16 protein-coding genes are annotated in these 18,251 nt (G+C 66.8%); 10 read left to right on the top strand and 6 right to left on the bottom strand.

What is annotated here, in order from left to right:
• Positions 1 to 17: 17 nt before the first annotated feature.
• Genes ruvC through amgK form a run of 3 tightly spaced genes read right to left on the bottom strand, consistent with a single transcriptional unit; the run spans position 18 to position 2,283 of the window.
• The gene (gene ruvC, locus NH8B_RS01535) at positions 18 to 548 is read right to left on the bottom strand and encodes a crossover junction endodeoxyribonuclease RuvC (protein WP_008955857.1); all 531 of its coding nucleotides are present in this window, start codon (positions 546 to 548) and stop codon (positions 18 to 20) included.
• Positions 545 to 1,246: an N-acetylmuramate alpha-1-phosphate uridylyltransferase MurU gene (gene murU, locus NH8B_RS01530; RefSeq protein WP_014085739.1), complete on the bottom strand. Its 702-nt coding sequence runs from the start codon at positions 1,244 to 1,246 to the stop codon at positions 545 to 547. Before murU ends, ruvC begins: the two co-directional genes overlap by 4 nt.
• A complete protein-coding gene (gene amgK / locus NH8B_RS01525; protein WP_014085738.1) occupies positions 1,243 to 2,283 on the bottom strand; it encodes an N-acetylmuramate/N-acetylglucosamine kinase AmgK in 1,041 nt (346 codons plus the stop codon). The genes murU and amgK overlap by 4 nt, the downstream gene beginning before the upstream one ends.
• 73 nt (positions 2,284 to 2,356) lie before the next feature.
• Between amgK and NH8B_RS01520 the strand changes: the two genes are divergently transcribed.
• From NH8B_RS01520 to NH8B_RS01485, 8 genes are all read left to right on the top strand, one after another.
• Positions 2,357 to 4,570 (top strand): LPS-assembly protein LptD, encoded by a 2,214-nt coding sequence (locus NH8B_RS01520; protein WP_014085737.1) that lies wholly within the window; start codon positions 2,357 to 2,359, stop codon positions 4,568 to 4,570.
• Complete coding sequence (locus NH8B_RS01515) at positions 4,567 to 5,853, top strand: peptidylprolyl isomerase (protein ID WP_014085736.1); 1,287 nt, start codon at positions 4,567 to 4,569, stop codon at positions 5,851 to 5,853. The genes NH8B_RS01520 and NH8B_RS01515 overlap by 4 nt, the downstream gene beginning before the upstream one ends.
• A complete protein-coding gene (pdxA, locus tag NH8B_RS01510) occupies positions 5,850 to 6,848 on the top strand; it encodes a 4-hydroxythreonine-4-phosphate dehydrogenase PdxA (protein WP_014085735.1) in 999 nt (332 codons plus the stop codon). Before NH8B_RS01515 ends, pdxA begins: the two co-directional genes overlap by 4 nt.
• A 405-nt stretch (positions 6,849 to 7,253) precedes the next feature.
• The gene (locus NH8B_RS01505) at positions 7,254 to 11,105 is read left to right on the top strand and encodes a DUF3683 domain-containing protein (RefSeq protein ID WP_014085734.1); all 3,852 of its coding nucleotides are present in this window, start codon (positions 7,254 to 7,256) and stop codon (positions 11,103 to 11,105) included.
• A gap of 128 nt (positions 11,106 to 11,233) precedes the next feature.
• Entirely contained in the window at positions 11,234 to 11,596 is a 363-nt protein-coding gene (locus tag NH8B_RS01500; RefSeq protein ID WP_008955850.1) for a 5-carboxymethyl-2-hydroxymuconate Delta-isomerase, read from the top strand.
• A gap of 150 nt (positions 11,597 to 11,746) precedes the next feature.
• The gene (locus NH8B_RS01495) at positions 11,747 to 13,360 is read left to right on the top strand and encodes a methyl-accepting chemotaxis protein (RefSeq protein ID WP_014085733.1); all 1,614 of its coding nucleotides are present in this window, start codon (positions 11,747 to 11,749) and stop codon (positions 13,358 to 13,360) included.
• A 121-nt stretch (positions 13,361 to 13,481) separates the two neighbouring features.
• Positions 13,482 to 13,886 carry an HIT family protein gene (locus NH8B_RS01490; protein ID WP_008955848.1) on the top strand — a complete coding sequence of 135 codons (405 nt, stop codon included), beginning with the start codon at positions 13,482 to 13,484 and terminating at the stop codon, positions 13,884 to 13,886.
• A gap of 197 nt (positions 13,887 to 14,083) precedes the next feature.
• A complete protein-coding gene (locus tag NH8B_RS01485; protein ID WP_014085732.1) occupies positions 14,084 to 14,923 on the top strand; it encodes a sulfurtransferase in 840 nt (279 codons plus the stop codon).
• Positions 14,924 to 15,006: 83 nt separating this feature from the next.
• Here NH8B_RS01485 and NH8B_RS01480 read toward each other — a convergent pair whose 3' ends face one another.
• Entirely contained in the window at positions 15,007 to 15,603 is a 597-nt protein-coding gene (locus NH8B_RS01480) for an alpha/beta hydrolase (RefSeq protein WP_014085731.1), read from the bottom strand.
• Positions 15,603 to 16,379 (bottom strand): exodeoxyribonuclease III, encoded by a 777-nt coding sequence (locus NH8B_RS01475; RefSeq protein WP_014085730.1) that lies wholly within the window; start codon positions 16,377 to 16,379, stop codon positions 15,603 to 15,605. The genes NH8B_RS01480 and NH8B_RS01475 overlap by 1 nt, the downstream gene beginning before the upstream one ends.
• Positions 16,380 to 16,450: 71 nt before the next feature.
• Here NH8B_RS01475 and pyrE point away from each other — a divergent pair, with 71 nt between their 5' ends.
• A complete protein-coding gene (gene pyrE, locus NH8B_RS01470; protein WP_008955844.1) occupies positions 16,451 to 17,095 on the top strand; it encodes an orotate phosphoribosyltransferase in 645 nt (214 codons plus the stop codon).
• Between the two features lie 2 nt (positions 17,096 to 17,097).
• Positions 17,098 to 17,691 (top strand): DUF4124 domain-containing protein, encoded by a 594-nt coding sequence (locus NH8B_RS01465; RefSeq protein WP_014085729.1) that lies wholly within the window; start codon positions 17,098 to 17,100, stop codon positions 17,689 to 17,691.
• A 52-nt stretch (positions 17,692 to 17,743) separates the two neighbouring features.
• Here the strand turns inward: NH8B_RS01465 and NH8B_RS01460 are convergent, their stop codons facing one another.
• A complete protein-coding gene (locus NH8B_RS01460; RefSeq protein WP_014085728.1) occupies positions 17,744 to 18,067 on the bottom strand; it encodes a hypothetical protein in 324 nt (107 codons plus the stop codon).
• Positions 18,068 to 18,251 lie beyond the last annotated feature (184 nt).

The following is an 18,251-nucleotide window of genomic DNA, read 5'->3' as shown; positions in this document are numbered from 1 at the left end:
GATTTATTCACAAGAACTCAGGCCAGCCGGCCGCCTTTGACCCTGAGACCTTGACGGGTGAAGGCGGCGACGGCGGCGTGGCTGTGGTTGGCGTGCGCCAGCGCCACCGCCAGCGCGTCGGCGGCGTCGGCCTGCGGCGTGCCGGACAGGTTCAGCAGCCGCACGATCATCGCCTGCACCTGCTCCTTGGGCGCCTTGCCGTGCCCGACCACCGACTGCTTGACCTGCAGCGCGGTGTACTCCGCCACCGTCAGCTGCTTCAGCACCAGCGCCGCCAGCACCGCGCCGCGCGCCTGTCCCAGCATCAGCGTGGCAGCCGGGTTGACGTTGACGAACACCTGCTCCACCGCGGCCTCGCCGGGCCGGTAGGTGTCGACCACGCCAAACAGGCCGTCGACGATGACCTTGATGCGCTCGGCCAGCGGCGCGCCCTGCGGAGTGCGGATGCAGCCCGAGGCGACGTAGTGGCGCTGCTGGCCGATGACGTCGATGACGCCGAAACCGGTGATGCGGCTGCCGGGGTCGATGCCGAGGATGCGTCGACTCACCGCCCGGCCCAGCCGCGCGCGATGGCGTCGGCTTCGGCCAACCTTTCGACGGTGCCGACGTCGAGCCATAGCCCGTCGTGGCGCGCGCCGCTGACCCGGCCCTGCGCCATCGCCGCGCGCAGCAGCGGCGCCAGCTTGGCCGGCTGGTGCGGCGGCGTGGCGGCGAACAGCGCCGGATGGTAAGCAGCGATACCGGAAAAGGTCAGCGCCTCGCCATCGGCCGGGCTGGACGACAGCCGGCCATCGGCCAGCAAGCCGAAGTCGCCGCCCGGATGGTGCGGCGGGTTGGGCACCAGGAACAGGTGAGCCAGCGCCGTACGGCCATCGAGCCGTGCCGCCACCTCGGCCAGGGCGGCGAAATCGATATCGGTCAGCACGTCGCCGTTGACCACGATGAACGGCGCCTCGCCCAACAGCGGCAAGGCGGTGGCGATGCCGCCGGCGGTCTCCAGCGCGGTGCCTTCACGCGAGTAGACGATGCGCACGCCGTAGGCCGCGCCGTCGCCCAGCGCCGCCTCGATGCGCTCGCCGAGCCAAGCGTGGTTGATCACCAGCTCGGTGATACCGGCCGCGCGCAGGCGCTTGATGTGCCAGCCGATCAGCGGCTCGCCGCCCACCGGCAGCAAGGGCTTGGGGGTGTGGTCGGTGAGCGGGCGCATGCGTTCGCCGCGCCCGGCGGCCAGGATCATCGCCTTCATTCGTCGTCCGCCACGAGGCGGGTGGCGCTGAACAGCGAACCGACGCTGTCGTCGTCCTCGTCCTTGCCCACCAGCTGCACCAGCAGCTGGTAGAGCGGCGCGAGCTCCTGGTAGCGACGCGTGGTCTTCTTCAGGTACTTGAGGAAGCGCGGAATCTCGCCGCGATACTTGTCCTTGCCGTCGCGGTGGTAGAGACGGGCGAAGATACCGGCCACCTTGAGATGGCGTTGCACCCCCATCCACTCCACGTCGCGCCAGAAAGCGTCGATCTCGGCCGGCACCGGCAGCCCGACGGCACGCGCCTTCTCCCAGTAACGCACCGCCAAGTCGAGCACGAAGGCCTCGTCCCACTCGATGAAGGCGTCGCGCAGCAGCGACACCAGGTCGTAGCTGATCGGACCGTACACCGCGTCCTGGAAATCCAGCACGCCGGGCTTGCCCGGAGTCAGCATCAGGTTGCGCACGATGAAGTCCCGATGCACGAACACCTTGGGCTGCGCCAGCAGCGCCGGCAGCAGCGCCTTGACGCCGGCATCCCACAGCTGACGCTGGGCATAGTTGAGCGGCTGCTCCAGCTCCTTGGCACAGAACCACTCCGGGAACAGATTGAGCTCGCGCGTCAGCAGCGCCTCGTCGTATTCCGGCAACACACCGGGGCGGCTCGCCTGCTGCAGCTCGATCAGGGTATCGATGGCCTCCAGCAGCAGATGCTGGTGCACCACCGGACGCTCGTCGTGCAAGAGCGCCGAGAGATAGGTCACGCGCCCCAGGTCCTCCAGCAGCATGAAACCCTGCTCGCGGTCGCGCACCAGGATTTCCGGCACGTTCACCATGGCGAACAGCTCGCGCACCTGGACGTAGGCGTCGGTGTTCATCTTGTCCGGCGGCGCATCCATCACGATGCGGCTCGTGCCATCCGGCAGGGTGACGCGGAAGTAGCGGCGGAAGTCGGCGTCGGCGGCGGCGAACTCCACCGTCAGCTCGGTGTCGGGATAGAGGCCGGCGAGCCAGCCTTTGAGCAGTTCCAATCGTTGCATGTCGGTTCGTTGCGGTGCTGATAGAATTGTGCGATTTTATACCGCTGATTGCCCCCGAGATATGGCTTTGTGCATGGCACGTTTACAACCCACCCCGCTGACGCTGGCGCTCGCCGCCGCGTTCTCCCTCTCGTCGGTCCAGGCAGAAGAACTGAACACCGCGCCCGCAGCCGGTCAGACCCAGCTCAGCGCCGACGAACTCAGCGGCCAGATGGACAACGAAATCAAGGCCCGCGGCAACGTGGTGGTACGCCGTGACGACCAGACGCTCACCGCAGACTGGCTGGAGTACTACCAGGCCAAGAACCGCGCCCGCGCCGGCGATCACTTCACGCTGACCCAGTCCGGCAGCCGCGTCTCCGGCACCCAGCTCGACTACGACCTGGCCAACCGCACCGGCACCGCCGAACAGCCCGACTTCGCTGCCGCCGAGGGCCTGCGCACCTTCCGCGGCAACGGCGAGCGCGCCGAATTCCTCGGCCGCGACAAGTACCGCCTGCTGCAGGCCCGCGCCAACACCTGCAGCCCGGGCGACGACTCCTGGTACCTCAAGGCCTCCAGTATCGACCTCGACTACGGCAGCAACGTCGGCGAAGCCCACAACGCCCGGCTCGAATTCCAGGGCGTACCGATCCTGTACACGCCCTGGATCGACTTCCCGCTCGACGGCGGCCGCAAGTCCGGCGTGCTGACGCCCACGTTCAAGACCGGCAGCAACGGTACCGAACTGAGCATCCCCTACTACTGGAACATCGCGCCCAACTACGACGCCACGATCACGCCAGGCTACAACGACAAGCGCGGCGCCATGCTCGGCGCCGAATTCCGCTACCTGCAACCGGATTACCAGGGCGAGATCGCCACCACGCAGATACCGGACGACCACGAGGCCGGGCGCAGCCGCTACGCCTGGAGTGCCAAGCACTCGCAAAACCTCGGCTCCGGCTTCAACCTGGGCTACAACGCCAACTACGTTTCCGACGACGACTACTTCAACGACTTCGGCAGCCGCCAGGACATCGCCTCCGGCACCAACCTGGTACGCGAAGCCTGGCTCGGTTACGGCTCGGAATGGGACAGCGGCACCTTCAACGCCCAGCTCAAGGCACAGCGCTACCAGACGCTGCAGGAATCGACCACCCCGGTCGACGTGCCCTACGCCCGCCTGCCACAGCTCACCGCCAGCGCCAACCAGGAACTGGGGGCGGGCCTGTCGGCCAACCTGCAGGCCGAGCTGACCCGCTTCACCCACCCCACCAAGCAGGAAGGCAGCCGCCTGGTCAGCTACCCCAGCGTGACCTGGTCACTGGACCAGAGCTGGGGCTATCTCCGTCCCAAGCTCGGCGTGCACTACACCCGCTACAGCCTGGACAATTTCGGCAGCGAACAAGCGCGCGAGGTGACGCGCACCCTGCCCATCTTCAGCACCGATAGCGGCCTTTACTTCGAGCGGCCCACCACGCTGTTCGGCAGCAACTACATCCAGACGCTGGAGCCGCGCCTCTACTACCTGAACATCCCGAGCAAGCAGCAGAACGACCTGCCCAACTTCGACAGCGCCGAGAACAGCATCGACTTTGCCCAGCTGTTCAACGAGAACCGCTTCTCCGGCTCCGACCGCATCAACGGCGCCAACCAGCTCACCGCGGCGCTCTCCACCCGTTACCTCGACGACAAGACCGGCAGCGAACAACTGCGGCTGTCGGTGGGGCAGGTGTTCTACTTCAGCCGGGACAACCTGACGCTGGACGGCACCACCTCCGAGCGCAGCACCCAGAGCTCGGACCTGCTGTTCAGCGCGGCCGGCCAGCTCACCCCGAGCTGGCGCTTCGACAGCCTGTACCAGCACAACCAGGAGCTCAGCAAGACCGAGCAGTACAACCTGCAGCTGTTCTACACCCCCACGCCCGGCAAGACCGCCAGCATCCGCTACCGCTACGACCGCTCCACCGACGTCGGCAGTGCCGACGGCACTCCCGGCCCCTTGCGCCAGGTCGATATCGCCGGGCAGTGGCCGCTGGCGAAGAAGTGGTACGCCGTGGCGCGCTACAACTACTCGCTGCAAGACAAGAAGCCACTGGAACAACTGGCCGGCTTCGAGTACAACGACGGCTGCTGGACCGCCCGCGTGGTCGGCCAACGCTACGTGTCTTCCAGCACGGCGACCAAGAATGCCGTCTTCCTGCAACTCGAGCTGAAAGACCTCGGCGGTATCGGCAGCAACCCGCTCGACACCCTGCGACTGGCCATCCCCGGCTACAGCAAAATCAACGACATACGCCAATGACCATGAAGAAAACCCTGCTTGCCCTGTTGATTGCCACCACCCTCGGCACGGCCTACGCGGCCCCGGTACGCGCGGTGGACCGCATCGTCGCGGTCGTCAACAAGGGCGCCATCACCGAGAGCGACCTGCAAAAACGTGTCAAAGACACCGTCATGGAACTGGAGGCGCGCAAGGTCACGCCTCCGGCCCCCGACGTACTGGCGCGCCAGGTGCTGGAACAGATGATCACCGAAGAGGTGCAGGTGCAGTACGCCACCAGCAACGGCGTGCGCGTCAGCGACGACGAGCTACAGCAGACGCTGGAACGCCTGGCCAGCCAGAACAAGCTGACGCTCGAGGCGATGAAGGCGCAGCTGGCCAAGGAAGGCGTCACCTTCGACACCTTCCGCGAGCAAATCCGCCGCCAGATCCTGCTGTCCCGCCTCAAGGAGCGCGAAGTCGAGTCGCGCGTCAACGTCAGCGACACCGAAGTCGAGCAGGTCCTGAAGAGCGAGCAGACCGCCAACCGTTCCGAATATCGCCTGGCCAACATCCTGGTGAGCGTGCCGGAGCGTGCCGATGCCAAGCAGATCGACGCCCAGTCGCAAAAGGCGCACAAGGCGCTGGCCGAGCTGGACGCCGGCCAGCCGTTCGCCAAGGTGGCGGCGGCCTACTCCGACGCCCCCAACGGCCTCAAGGGCGGCGACCTGGGCTGGCGTCCGGCCTCCAGCCTGCCGCTCGACTTCACCAAGCTGCTGGAAACCATGCAACCCGGCAGCCACACCACCGTGATCCGCAGCCAGCAAGGCTTCTTCATTTTCCAGCTGCAGGAAAAGCGCAGCGCCGATACCCCGCTGATGGTCGAGCAGTACCACGTGCGCCACATCCTGCTGCGCACCAACGAGGCGGTCTCCGAAGCCGACGCCAAGACGCGCCTGCTGCAGATCCGCGATCGTATCGAGCGCGGGGCGAGTTTCGAGGAAATGGCCAAGCTCTACTCCGAAGACGCCAGCAACACCCGCGGCGGCGACCTGGGCTGGGTCAACCTCGGCGACACCGTCCCGACCTTCGAACAGGCCATGACCTCGCTGCCGCTGAATACCGTGTCCCAGCCGGTGCGCTCGCCGTTCGGCTGGCACCTGATCAAGGTCGAAGGCAAGCGCACCCAGGACGTGGCGCAGGATCGCGAGAAGATGATGGTCAAGCAGCAGATTCGCGCGCGCAAGATCGACGAGGCCTACCTCGACTGGGTGCGCCAGCTGCGTGACTCGGCCTTCGTCGACGACCGCCTGGAAGAAAAGTGAGCCGCCCGCCCGTCATCGCCATCACCGCCGGCGAACCGGCCGGCATCGGCCCCGAGCTGGTCTTGAGGTTGGCCGAAGCCCCCGGCGCCAGCCGACGCGTGGTCATCGCCGACCGCACGCTGCTGGCCGAGCGGGCGCGTCTCTTGGGGCTGCCGCTCACGCTGGCAGACTACCGGCGCGAGGCCGCGCCGGTGCCCGGCACGCTGGAAGTGCTGCACGTGCCGCTCGCGGCCCCGAGCCGTCCCGGCGTGCTCGACGCCGCCAACGGTCGCTACGTGCTCGCCACCCTGGACGCCGCCATCGCCGGCTGCGTTTCGGGTGAGTTCGCCGCCATGGTCACGGCACCGGTGCACAAGGGCGTGATCAACGACGCCGGCGTGCCGTTTTCCGGCCACACCGAGTACCTCGCCGAGCAGACCCATATCCCGCGCGTGGTGATGATGCTGGTCGGCGGCGGCATGCGTGTGGCACTCGCCACCACCCACCTGCCGCTGCGCGCGGTGCCCGACGCCCTCACCCCGGCACTCTTGAGCGAGGTGCTGCAGATCCTGCACGCCGACCTGGTCGGCAAGTTCGGCATCGCCGCCCCGCGCATCCTGGTGGCCGGGCTCAACCCGCACGCCGGCGAAGGCGGCCACCTGGGGCGCGAGGAAATCGAGGTGATCGAACCGGTGCTGGCCACGCTGCGCGCCAGCGGCATGCACCTGATCGGCCCGCTGCCGGCCGACACGCTGTTCAATCCCGACAAGCTGGCCCAGGCCGACGCGGTGCTGGCGATGTACCACGACCAGGGCCTGCCGGTCCTCAAGCACGCCAGCTTCGGCCAGGGCGTCAACGTCACGCTGGGGCTGCCCATCGTCCGCACCTCGGTCGACCACGGCACCGCGCTGGATCTCGCCGGCAGCGGACGTGCCGCCCCCGGCAGCCTGTTCGAGGCGCTGGCGCTGGCCGAAACCCTGGCCACCCGCCACGCCGCACCAGGCCCGGCCCGATAAGGCGTCGCCGGGAGAGTGGCCGGGCCTGAACCCCGGCCCTTCGCCTGCGTCTTAAAGCCTGTTCGAGGTCTTTTTGCGGCGGAGGCCGGGCTTTGCCGGGGGCAGCGCTAGAACAGCGTCTCGCCGCCGTGTCATTCCCGGCCAGGGACGACCCACGACGCGGTGCGCCGGCCGTCACGCCACGCCGCCCGCGGCACGCAGCTCAAGCGCCAAGACGCTCCGCCTCCGTGGCATCGCGAGCCTCCCCACCCCCTCAACCCGAGGTACGCATTGTCCGACAATCGCCAATTCAGCCGCATATAGCCGACGACGCTATAACCATGACGTGAGCGGCATTTTTCGCGGCGCAGCAATTGCGGTAAAATTTGTCGTTATTATCCAAAACCTTGTCGAGTCCAGAGCACGATGAACGCCACCGCCCACCAGCGCGTACGTGAGATTCCCTACAACTACACCTCTTTTTCCGACCGTGAAATCATGATCCGCCTCTTGGGCGAGGACATGTGGCAGCTGTTGGAATCGCTGCGCGGCGAGCGCAAGACCGGCCGTTCCGCCCGCATGCTGTTCGAGGTGCTGGGCGACATCTGGGTGGTGGACCGCAACCCCTACCTGGTCGACGACCTGCTCGACAACCCCAAACGCCTGGCGGCGCTGACCGGGGCGATGCGCCATCGCCTCGCCGAAGTGGAAAAGCGCCGCGTCGGCAACGACAAGGTGGGCCAGCTCTTGGCCGCCGCCGGCAACGCCGTGACCCGCTTCGAGCAGCAGTTCAACGACACCCGCGAGCTGCGTGCGCGCATCCTCAAGCGCCTGACGCGTCACACCCGCAAGGACAACATCCTGTTCGACGGCTTGGCGCGCGTGTCGCACGTCACCGACGCCACCGACTGGCGCGTCGAATACCCGTTCGTGGTGCTGTGCCCGGACAGCGAGGCCGAGATCGCCCCGCTGGTGAAGGCCTGTATCGAACTCGGCCTAACCATCATCCCGCGCGGCGGCGGCACCGGCTACACCGGCGGCGCCGTGCCGCTCGACCGCCTGTCGGCGGTGATCAACACCGAGAAGCTCGACCGTCACAACGGCGTCGAATACATCACCCTGCCCGGCCTCACCGGCCGCCACCCCACCATCCAGTGCGGCGCCGGCGTGGTGACGCGCCGCGTCGAGGAAACCGCCCACGCCGCCGGCGTGGTATTCGCGGTCGACCCGACCTCGGCCGACGCCTCCTGTATCGGCGGCAACGTGGCGATGAACGCCGGCGGCAAGAAAGCGCTGCTGTGGGGCACCGCGCTCGACAACCTGGCCTCGTGGAAGATGGTCGACCCGGACGGCAACTGGCTGTTCATCGAGCGTATCGGCCACAACTTCGGCAAGATCCACGACATCGACACCGCCACCTTCCGCGTCAGCAAGCTGGCCGACGACGGCCAGACCGTGCTGGAGAGCCGTGAACTGGCGATCCCCGGCCGTACCTTCCGCAAGGTCGGCCTGGGCAAGGACGTCACCGACAAGTTCCTCGCCGGCCTGCCCGGCATCCAGAAGGAAGGCTGCGACGGCATCATCACCAGTGCGCGTTTCGTGCTGCACCGCATGCCCAAGCACGCGCGCACCGTCTGCCTGGAATTCTTCGGCACCGTGGCGCAGGCCACCCCCGCCATCGTCGAGATCACCGACTACTTCAAGGCCGGCGGCGCCGGTCTGGCGGCCGGCGTGCAGCTGGCCGGCCTGGAGCACCTCGACTGGCGCTACGTGCGCGCCGTCGGCTACGCCACCAAGGCCAAGTCCAAGGGCCGGCCGAAGATGGTGCTGATCGCCGACATCGTCTCCGACGACGAGAACGCCGTGGCGGAAACCGCCAGCCACGTGGTCAAGCTCGCCAACGCCCGTTCCGGCGAAGGCTTCATCGCCGTCACCGCCGAGGCGCGCAAGAAATTCTGGCTCGACCGCGCCCGCACCGCCGCCATCGCCAAGCACACCAACGCCTTCAAAATCAACGAAGACGTGGTGATCCCGCTGCCGCGCCTGGGCGACTACTCCGACGGCATCGAGCGCATCAACATCGAGCTGTCGATCGCCAACAAGGTGCGCCTCTTGGACCAGCTCACCGAGTACTTCCACGGCCGCCTGCCGGTGGATGCCGAGAACAGCGCGGTGTCGGCCGACGAGCTGATCGGCGAGCGCCGCCAGAGCGCGCTGGAGCTGATCGGCGCCGTGCGCACGCGCTGGCAGTGGCTGCTCGACCATCTCGACGCGCCGCTCGCCGACTACCGCACGCAGTGGCCGGAGGCCCCGCTGGAAGACGCTTCGGCCAACCCCGCCTCGGTGTTCATCGCGATGCGCGACTTCCAGCTGCGCGTGAGCTGGAAGCAGGAACTGCTGGCCGACCTCGAGACGCTGTTCTCCGGCAAGACCGATGCGCCGATCCTGGCCGCGGTCAAGTCCATCCACCAGAAGGTGCTGCGCGGCCGCGTGTTCGTGGCGCTGCACATGCACGCCGGCGACGGCAACGTGCACACCAACCTGCCGGTCAACTCCGACGACTACGACATGCTGCAGACCGCGCACCACGCCGTGGCGCGCATCATGGCGCTGGCGCGCGGCCTCGACGGCGTGATCTCCGGCGAGCACGGCATCGGCATCACCAAGCTGGAATTCCTCACCGCCGAGGAAATGGCGCCGTTCGCCGCCTACAAGCAGCAGGTCGACCCGAACGGCCACTTCAACCGCGGCAAGCTGCTGCCGGGCGCCGACCTGTCCAACGCCTACACCCCGTCGTTCGAGCTGCTGGGTGCCGAATCGCTGATCCTCGAGCAGTCCGACATCGGCCAGATCTCCGCCTCGGTCAAGGACTGCCTGCGCTGCGGCAAGTGCAAACCGGTGTGCTCCACCCACGTGCCGCGCGCCAACCTGCTGTACAGCCCGCGCAACAAGATTCTCGGCACCGGTTTGCTCACCGAAGCCTTCCTCTACGAGGAACAGACCCGGCGCGGCGTCAGCTTCAAGCACTTCGACGAGCTGTCCGACGTGGCCGACCACTGCACCGTGTGCCACCGCTGCGTCAAGCCGTGCCCGGTCAAGATCGACTTCGGCGACGTCTCGGTGGCGATGCGCAACTTCTTGCGCAAGACCGGCAACAAGAAGTTCAACCCCGGCACCGCGCTCGGCATGACCTTCCTCACCGTCAAGGACCCCGCCACCATCAAGGCGATGCGCGTCGGCATGATCGACATCGGCTACAAGGCGCAGCGGCTCGGCCACAACCTGGCCAAGAAGTTCGGCCTGATCGGCAAGCAGAAGGAGCAGCCGCCGGCCACTCTCGGCAAGGCGCCCATCAAGGCGCAGGTGATCCACTTCATCAATCGCCCGATGCCGGGCGGCCTGCCGAAGAAGACCGCGCGCGCCCTGCTCGACGTCGAGGATCCGAACGTCGTGCCGGTGATCCGCAACCCGCAGGTGGCGGAAGACGCCGAGGCGGTGTTCTATTTCCCCGGCTGCGGCTCGGAGCGCCTGTTCAGCCAGGTCGGCCTCGCCACCCAGGCGATGCTGTGGCACGTCGGCACCCAAACCGTGCTGCCGCCGGGCTATCTGTGCTGCGGCTACCCGCAGACCTCGGCCGGCCACGCCGACAAGGGCGAGCAGATCACCACCGAGAACCGCGTGCTGTTCCACCGCCTCGCCAACACGCTCAACTACCTCGACATCAAGACCGTGGTGGTGAGCTGCGGCACCTGTTACGACCAACTGACACAGTACCGCTTCGAGGACATCTTCCCGGGCTGCCGCATCCTCGACATCCACGAGTACCTGATGGAGAAGGGCGTCAAGCTCGACGGCGTGAGCGGTCAGAAGTACCTGTACCACGACCCCTGCCACACCCCGATCAAGGCCTACCAGCCGCTCGACGTGGCCAACAGCCTGCTCGGCGGCGGCGTCAAGCTCAACGACCGCTGCTGCGGCGAATCGGGCACCTTCGCGGTGAGCCGCCCGGACATCTCGAGCCAGGTGAAATTCCGCAAGCAGGAAGAAATCGAGAAGGACCTGGCGCTCCTGACCGAGGGCCAGCCGCAGGAGAAACCGGTGAAGCTGCTGACCTCCTGCCCGTCCTGCCTGCAGGGCCTGTCGCGCTACGGCGAGGACACCGGCACCGAGGCCGACTACATCGTGATCGAGATCGCCAAGCACGTGCTGGGCGAGAACTGGATGCCCGAGTACGTCGAGAAGGCGCGCAACGGCGGCATCGAGCGGGTGCTGCTGTAAGCGCTCCGCGCCAGGAAAAAGCGGCCTGCCAGGGCCGCTTTTTTATTGTCGATGCCCCCCGCCGCTCACCGCCCCGCCGAGCGCCTGGCTCGTCTATCATGACATTTTCCCCCACCCGGAGCCGCCGCATGCCCCACCTCACGCTCGACTACAGCAGCAACCTCACCACGCTCGACGCCGACCGCACCCTGCTGGCGCTCAACCGCCAACTGGTCGAGTCCGGACAATTCGCTGAAAACGACATCAAGAGCCGGGCCTGCCGGCTGGAGCACTACCGCATCGGCATCGAGCCCGCGCCACGCGCCTTTGCCCACGTCACGCTGGCGCTCCTCTCCGGACGCACCCCCGAGTGCAAACAGGGGCTGTCCGCCAGCCTGCTGGCGGTGCTGCAGCGCGCCGGACTGACGCTGCCCGGCGCCGAAGTGCAGCTGAGCGTCGAAGTCCGCGACATGGAGCGTGCCAGCTACAGCAAGGCCGTCATCGGCGACTGAATCCAGCCCGGCCCCTGCTCGAGATCACCCGGCGCCGCCGCGCCGGGCGCCGTTCCCGCCCCCTGGGTAATCCCTTCATTACACCATGCAGATGGCCTATACTGGCCCGCGGACGGTCCACCGCACCGTCACGACAATAAAGGGGAGAGAATGAAAATCGCACACCGGCTGATGATCCTGATCGCAGCCGCCATCATCGGCAGCGTCTTCATCGGGGGTATGGCGCTGCAGCAGTTGGGCACCGTTCACCAGAGCCTCAAAACCGTCAACGAAGACACCATCCCCAGCCTGCGCAAGCTGGACAATGTCATCATCGAATTGCTGGCGATGCGCACCAGCATCCTCAACCACATCCTGACCACCGACTCCAACCAGATCCAGCAGCTGGACAGCGTGCTCAAGCAGCAGCGTCAAGCGCTGAACAAGGCGCTCAAGGACTACGAGGGGTTGATCGGCAGCGACGAGCGCGACCTCGCCCTGTTCAAGGCCTCTTCCAATTCGCTGCAAGGCTATCTGAAGGAAGCGGACAAGGCCGTGGAACTGTCCGGCCTGTACCGCAAGGACGAAGCCTACGCCAAGCTCAACCAGCTCAAGGTACTGGGTGACCAGACCGTGGCCGCGCTCAACCAGGAACTGGAATACAAGGTACAACAGGCCCAGCAGCGCTCCGACAGCGCCGACAATACCGTGCAGCAGGCCAAGCTCATCGTCGGCGGCGCCGTGCTGGCGATCCTGCTCCTGACCGGCTTGCTGGGCTGGCTGATCGCCCGCCAGATCAGCGTCGGGCTGGCCAACGCTCAGGGCACCATCAGCGCCATCGAATCCTCTCTCGACTTCACCCGCCGCGCCGAAGTGCACGGCAACGACGAAGTCAGCCAGACCCTGCGTGCCTTCAATCAGCTCATCGCCCGCCTGCAGGACAGTCTGCGCAACCTGCAAACCGGCGTGCAGGAAGTGGGCCAGACCTCGTCCGAACTGCTCGGCGCCTCGCAGCAGGTCGCCAAGAGTTCCGGGGCGCAGAGCGAGTCGTCCTCGCACATGGCCGCCTCGGTGGAGCAAATGACCGTCAGCATCAGCCACGTCGCGGAACGCGCCGGCGAAGCCCGCCAGCTCTCCAGCGAAGCCGGCGACCGCGCCGAGAGCGGGCGCCAGGTGATCGGCCAGACCGTCAGCGACATCCACTCCATCGCCGCCGCGGTGGACACCGCCGCCGAAGACATCCGCCAGCTCGACACCAAGAGCAAGGAGATCGCCTCGGTGATCAACGTGATCCGCGACGTCGCCGACCAGACCAACCTGCTGGCGCTCAACGCCGCCATCGAGGCGGCGCGCGCCGGCGAATCGGGCCGCGGCTTCGCCGTGGTGGCTGACGAGGTACGCAAGTTGGCCGAACGCACCGCCGCCTCGACGCAGGAGATCGGCACCATCATCGGCGCCATCCAGAACGTGTCGGGCAGCGCGGTCGAGCGCATGCAGCACGCCGTGGCGCGCGTGGAACAGGGCGTCTCCGGCGCCAACTCGGCGCAGCAGTCGATGGGCAGCATCTCCGAGTCGTCCGGCCACAGTGTGCGGCTGGTGGCCGAGATCACCGCCGCGATCCGCGAACAGGGCGAGGCGACCACCACCATCGCCCAGCAGGTGGAACAGGTGGCGCGCATGGCCGAGGAGAACAGCAGCGCGGCGACCCAGGCGGCGGCGCTGGCCGAGCGCCTGGAAGAGGTCTCCGGGCGCATGCGCCAGGTGGTCAGCGCCTACCGGCTGTAACCCCTGCCCGACACCGAGCCCCCCGGCAGCCGTCGAGTGGCGCGGCACGACAGCGGCCGGCGATGCCGGCCGCTACAATGAAGCATTCCCTCACTCAATTTTTAGCGCGGATTCCCCCGACATGTATTGTGAACTCTGCTCCTCGCCGGCCGGCAACATCCTGTTCGAGGACGATCGCCTGCGGGTGGTGCTGGTCGACGAACCCGGCTACCCGGGCTTTTGTCGCGTCATCTGGAAGGCCCACGTCAAGGAAATGAGCGACCTCGCCGCCGCCGACCGCCAGCACCTGTTCGACTGGCTGCTGCGCACCGAGGTCGCGGTGCGCCAGGTGATGAAGCCGGACAAGATCAACCTGGCCAGCCTCGGCAACATGGTGCCGCACCTGCACTGGCACGTGATCCCACGCTTCCAGAACGATGCCCATTTCCCCAGTCCGATCTGGGCCGGGGCGCGCCGCAGCGGCGCCGACCATGGCCAGCCGGACCTGGCGCACAAGCTGATCGCCGCGCTCAACGCCGTCCCCTGAGGCTCCGCCATGACGCCCGGCTGGCCGCCACCCCGCCGCTCTGGGTAGGCTGATCGTCGAGTCTTTGGCAGCGCGCTCCGCCGCTCGTTCCAGCGGTGCGCGACACTGCCGTCAGCCGCGCCGGGCGCCGGTCCCGACAGCAAGCCCGCGCCAACGCCCCCCCACGTCATCCCCGTGCCCCTGTATGGAGAGCCATTATGTTTACCACGCTGATTTCCGCCAGCGAACTCGCCGCCCTGCCGGCAGCCGAGCGCGTCGTGCTGGATTGCCGCTTCCACCTCAGCGACCCCGATCATGGCCATCACGCCTACAACAAGGGGCACATCCCCGGTGCCCACTATCTCAACCTCGACTACAACCTGTCCGGGGCCAAAACCGGCCGCAACGGTCGCCATCCCTTGCCCGAAGGGCAGCGTCTCGCGGTCGATCTCGGTACCTGCGGCGTGAAGCCGGGCAGGCAGGTGGTGGTGTACGACGACGCCGGCGGCATGTTCGCCGCGCGCGCCTGGTGGCTACTGCGCTGGCTGGGGCATGAAGCCGTCGCCGTGCTCGACGGCGGGCTGCCGGCCTGGCTGGCGATCGGGGGGGAACTGACGCGGGACGTGCCGCGTCGCCACACCCAGCGCTACATCAGCCACCCCGCGCTGGCGCAGGCCGTCAAAGTCGACGCGGTGGCCGCCAACCTGCGCGAACCCGCCTTCGTGCTGGTGGACGCCCGCTCACCGGAACGCTACCGCGGCGAGGGCGAGACGCTGGATCCCGTCGGCGGCCACATCCCCGGCGCGCTGAATCGCTTCTTCATGCGCAACCTGGACGAAGACGGCCGCTTCAAGGACAAGGACAGGTTGAAACAGGAATGGATTGCGTTGCTGGGTGCGCGTGACAACTGGTCGGAGGTGGTGCACCAGTGCGGCTCCGGCGTCACCGCCTGCGTCAACCTGCTGGCGATGGAGCACGCCGGCCTCACCGGCAGCCGGCTCTATCCCGGCTCATGGAGCGAATGGTGCAGCGACCCCACTCGGCCGGTGGAACGCTGAGCCTGCCAAGATGTAAAAAAAGCCATCCGCTTCACCCTGGATGGCTTTTTGCTGGCTCCGGCACCAGGAGGGCTCGCCCCACCCTACGCCAGCATCAGCCGCTGCAGCAAGCGCTGCCCCTCCTGCCAGCTACCCAGCCCCGCGGTGCTGCCCATGTGGCCGGCGTGGCCGGCATCCACCAGCGTCACCCCCCAGCCCTGGGCCATGCGCTCGGCTTCGGCAAACTCGCAGAACAGGTCGTCGTGGCTCGCCACCATGATCGCCGGGCACGGCAGACGCTGCACCCAAGGTTGGCCGAAGCCGGAGAAATCCGGCAGCGGCGCCCCGGCCGGCAATTCGCCGCTGGCCAGCGCGCGTTCCGGCGTAATCGGCAGCGCCGGCGGCGCCACCAGCAACAGCCCCTTGACCTTGCGCTGTTCCAGCAGCGACGCCGACAACAGCCAGGCCACCGCGGTGTGGCAGCCGAGGCTATGCGCCGCGATCACCACCTTGCCGTCGATCTCGTCCAGCGCACGGGCGAGCGCCGCCACCCAGGCGTCACGCTCCGGGTACAGCCAGTTCTCCTGCTCCACGCGGCGCGCCAGCGGGTAGCTGCGCTCCCACAGCGTCTGCCAATGCTGCGGGCCGGAATTGCCCCAGCCCGGCACCGTAAGCAGGAAGATATCCTCGTCGTCGAACATCACAGCGTCCTGTCGTAGTCCACGATCAGCGGAGCGTGATCGGAAAATTTCTCGTCCTTGTACACCGACGCCGCGCGCGCACGCTCCATCATCGACGGCGTGACGATATGATAGTCGATGCGCCAGCCGACGTCCTTGGCGTAGGCCTGGCCGCGGTTGCTCCACCAGGTGTAGCCGGGCACCTCGGGATAAAGCCGGCGCCACACATCGTGCCAGCCCCCCTCCCCGAGCAACTCGCCCATCCAGGCGCGCTCCTCGGGCAGGAAGCCCGAGTTCTTCAGGTTGCCCTTCCAGTTCTTCAGATCGATCTCGTTGTGGGCGATGTTCCAGTCGCCGCAGATCACGATGTCGCGCCCGGCCGCGCGCAGTTCGTTCAGATGCGGCATGAACACGTCGAGGAAGTCGAACTTGACCTGCTGGCGCTCGTCCGAGCTGGAGCCCGACGGCAGGTACAGCGACACCACCGACAGCTCGCCGAAATCGAGCTGCAGGTAACGCCCCTCGGCATCGATCCAGTCGATGCCCAAGCCTTCCACCACCGCGTCCGGCTCGTGGCGCGAGTAGATGCCCACGCCGCTGTAGCCCTTCTTCTCGGCGCAGTGGAAATAGCCGGTGAGGCCGTCCGGCGCCTGCATGCGCGGCGACAGATCGCCCGGCTGCGCCTTCAGCTCCTGCACGCACACCAGGTCGGCCTGGCTGCCGGCCAGCCAGTCGAAAAAGCCCTTCTTGTCCGCCGAGCGGACGCCGTTGAGGTTGGCCGAAACGATTCGAAGCAAGACAGTCTCCCGTGTTATCCTTCCCGCCAAAGGCAGGTTTTTCAAATGGTTAATGTTTCAAAGAGGTCGATATGAGCGATTTCCGCCAGGATTTTATTCGTTTTGCGCTGGACAAGCAGGTACTGAAGTTCGGCGAATTCACCACCAAGGCGGGTCGGAAATCACCCTATTTCTTCAACGCCGGCCTGTTCAACGATGGCCTGTCCACATTGAACTTGTCGCGTTTTTATGCAAAAGCGATAATGAACGGCAAGGTCGAATTCGACATGCTGTTCGGCCCGGCCTACAAGGGCATCATACTGGCTGCCGGCGCCTCGATGGCGCTGGCCGAAGCCGGCCGTAACGTGCCCTTCGCCTACAACCGCAAGGAAGCCAAAGACCACGGCGAAGGCGGCGTGCTGGTCGGCGCCCCACTCAAGGGCCGCGTGCTGATCATCGACGACGTCATCTCCGCCGGCACCTCGGTGCGCGAATCGGTCAAGCTGATCCGCGACGCCGGCGCCGAACCGGTCGGGGTCGCCATCGCGCTCGACCGTATGGAACGCGGCAGCGGCGCCCTGTCCGCGGTGCAGGAAGTCGAACAGGCCTACGGCCTGCCGGTGGTCGCCATCGCCACCCTGAAAGACCTGCTGGCCTTCCTCGAAGACAGCCCCGAGCTGGCGGCCAATCTGGACGCCGTACGCGCCTATCGCGCCCAATATGGAGTGAACGACTGATCATGCCACGTCTTGCCGGACTACTGCTCGCCCTGCTGCCGCTAACCGCCCTGGCTGGCGGCACGCTTTACAAATGGGTCGACGAATCCGGCAAGGTTCACTACAGCGATGCCCCGCCGCTGCAGACGCCGCGCGGCCTGGTCGAACTCAACCGTCAAGGCAACGTCACGCACTCGGTGGAAACGACCCAGGAGCGCACGGCGCGCGAGGCTCGCGAAGCGGCCAGCCAGGCCGAGGCGGCGCGCCAGCGCTACCAGGCCCGCTACGACAAGGGGCTCGTCGAAAGCTACCAGTCGGCAGACGAACTGCGCAGCGAACGGGAAAGACAACTCGCCGTGCAGCAGAGCATACTCAACGGCTTGCTGGCCGACCGCAAAACGCTGCAGCAGAACATCGCCCAGCAAACGCGCCAGATCGAGGCGCTGCAGAAAGGCGGCAAGCCGCCCCAGCCCACCCTGACGGCCAACCTCGGGGTACTGCGCCAGCAAGCCGCCAACCTCGATGCCGCCATCAGCAGCCGGCAGAGCGAAATCGCCAGCCAGACTAAGAAGATGCAGGCGGACCTGGAACGCTACCGCCAGCTCACCCAGCACTAATCGCAGCGAAGGGGGCGCACTGACGCCCCCTTCCCCGTTTTGATGCGCGCTGTCAGCGCAAGACCCCTTCCTTGTGCTGCCAGGCCTGTTTCAGATTTTTCTCGGAGGCCTGCAACTGGCGCGCCGCACTCTCCGCGGCAGCCGACGCTTCGCCCACTTCCTTCTCGCGCCGCTGCAGTTCGTTCTGGGCGTCCGCCAGCCGCGCCTCGGCCAGCTTTTTGGCTTGCTGTGCCGCGTCCAGACGCCGCTGCGCCGCGTCGGCGCTGCGGCTCACCTGCTGGTACGCCATCTGGGCCGACAGCACCTCCTCTTCCGGCGTCTGGGCCCAGACCAGTCCAGACAACAACAACAGGCAGCCAGCAGTGCGCTTCAACATGACAACTCTCTCTAATGGGAATATCGGGGAATTATGCGGCACTAGCCAATGGCATAACAATGGCAAGGAACAGCACTGCGGCGTTATGCTCAGACAAAAGAGCCCACACACCAAACGGCCGGCGACAATGCCAAGCGGAGACGAGGGACGGATCTGCTGTCCTGCATGGCGGGTGGTAACCCCA

The organism is Pseudogulbenkiania sp. NH8B, assembly GCF_000283535.1.
In the GTDB taxonomy this organism is placed as follows: domain Bacteria; phylum Pseudomonadota; class Gammaproteobacteria; order Burkholderiales; family Chromobacteriaceae; genus Pseudogulbenkiania; species Pseudogulbenkiania ferrooxidans.
The sequence above is the reverse complement of the archived record's forward strand: the minus strand, read 5'-3'. Positions and strand labels throughout refer to the sequence as shown.

Excerpts from the sequence above, each read along its gene's own strand:
- murU (WP_014085739.1), bottom strand. The coding sequence starts at position 1,246 with ATGAAGGCGATGATCCTGGCCGCCGGGCGCGGCGAACGCATGCGCCCG.
- amgK (WP_014085738.1), bottom strand. The coding sequence starts at position 2,283 with ATGCAACGATTGGAACTGCTCAAAGGCTGGCTCGCCGGCCTCTATCCC.
- NH8B_RS01520 (WP_014085737.1), top strand. The coding sequence starts at position 2,357 with ATGGCACGTTTACAACCCACCCCGCTGACGCTGGCGCTCGCCGCCGCG.
- NH8B_RS01515 (WP_014085736.1), top strand. The coding sequence starts at position 4,567 with ATGACCATGAAGAAAACCCTGCTTGCCCTGTTGATTGCCACCACCCTC.
- NH8B_RS01505 (WP_014085734.1), top strand. The coding sequence starts at position 7,254 with ATGAACGCCACCGCCCACCAGCGCGTACGTGAGATTCCCTACAACTAC.
- NH8B_RS01500 (WP_008955850.1), top strand. The coding sequence starts at position 11,234 with ATGCCCCACCTCACGCTCGACTACAGCAGCAACCTCACCACGCTCGAC.
- NH8B_RS01495 (WP_014085733.1), top strand. The coding sequence starts at position 11,747 with ATGAAAATCGCACACCGGCTGATGATCCTGATCGCAGCCGCCATCATC.
- NH8B_RS01490 (WP_008955848.1), top strand. The coding sequence starts at position 13,482 with ATGTATTGTGAACTCTGCTCCTCGCCGGCCGGCAACATCCTGTTCGAG.
- NH8B_RS01485 (WP_014085732.1), top strand. The coding sequence starts at position 14,084 with ATGTTTACCACGCTGATTTCCGCCAGCGAACTCGCCGCCCTGCCGGCA.
- NH8B_RS01480 (WP_014085731.1), bottom strand. The coding sequence starts at position 15,603 with ATGTTCGACGACGAGGATATCTTCCTGCTTACGGTGCCGGGCTGGGGC.
- pyrE (WP_008955844.1), top strand. The coding sequence starts at position 16,451 with ATGAGCGATTTCCGCCAGGATTTTATTCGTTTTGCGCTGGACAAGCAG.
- NH8B_RS01465 (WP_014085729.1), top strand. The coding sequence starts at position 17,098 with ATGCCACGTCTTGCCGGACTACTGCTCGCCCTGCTGCCGCTAACCGCC.
- NH8B_RS01460 (WP_014085728.1), bottom strand. The coding sequence starts at position 18,067 with ATGTTGAAGCGCACTGCTGGCTGCCTGTTGTTGTTGTCTGGACTGGTC.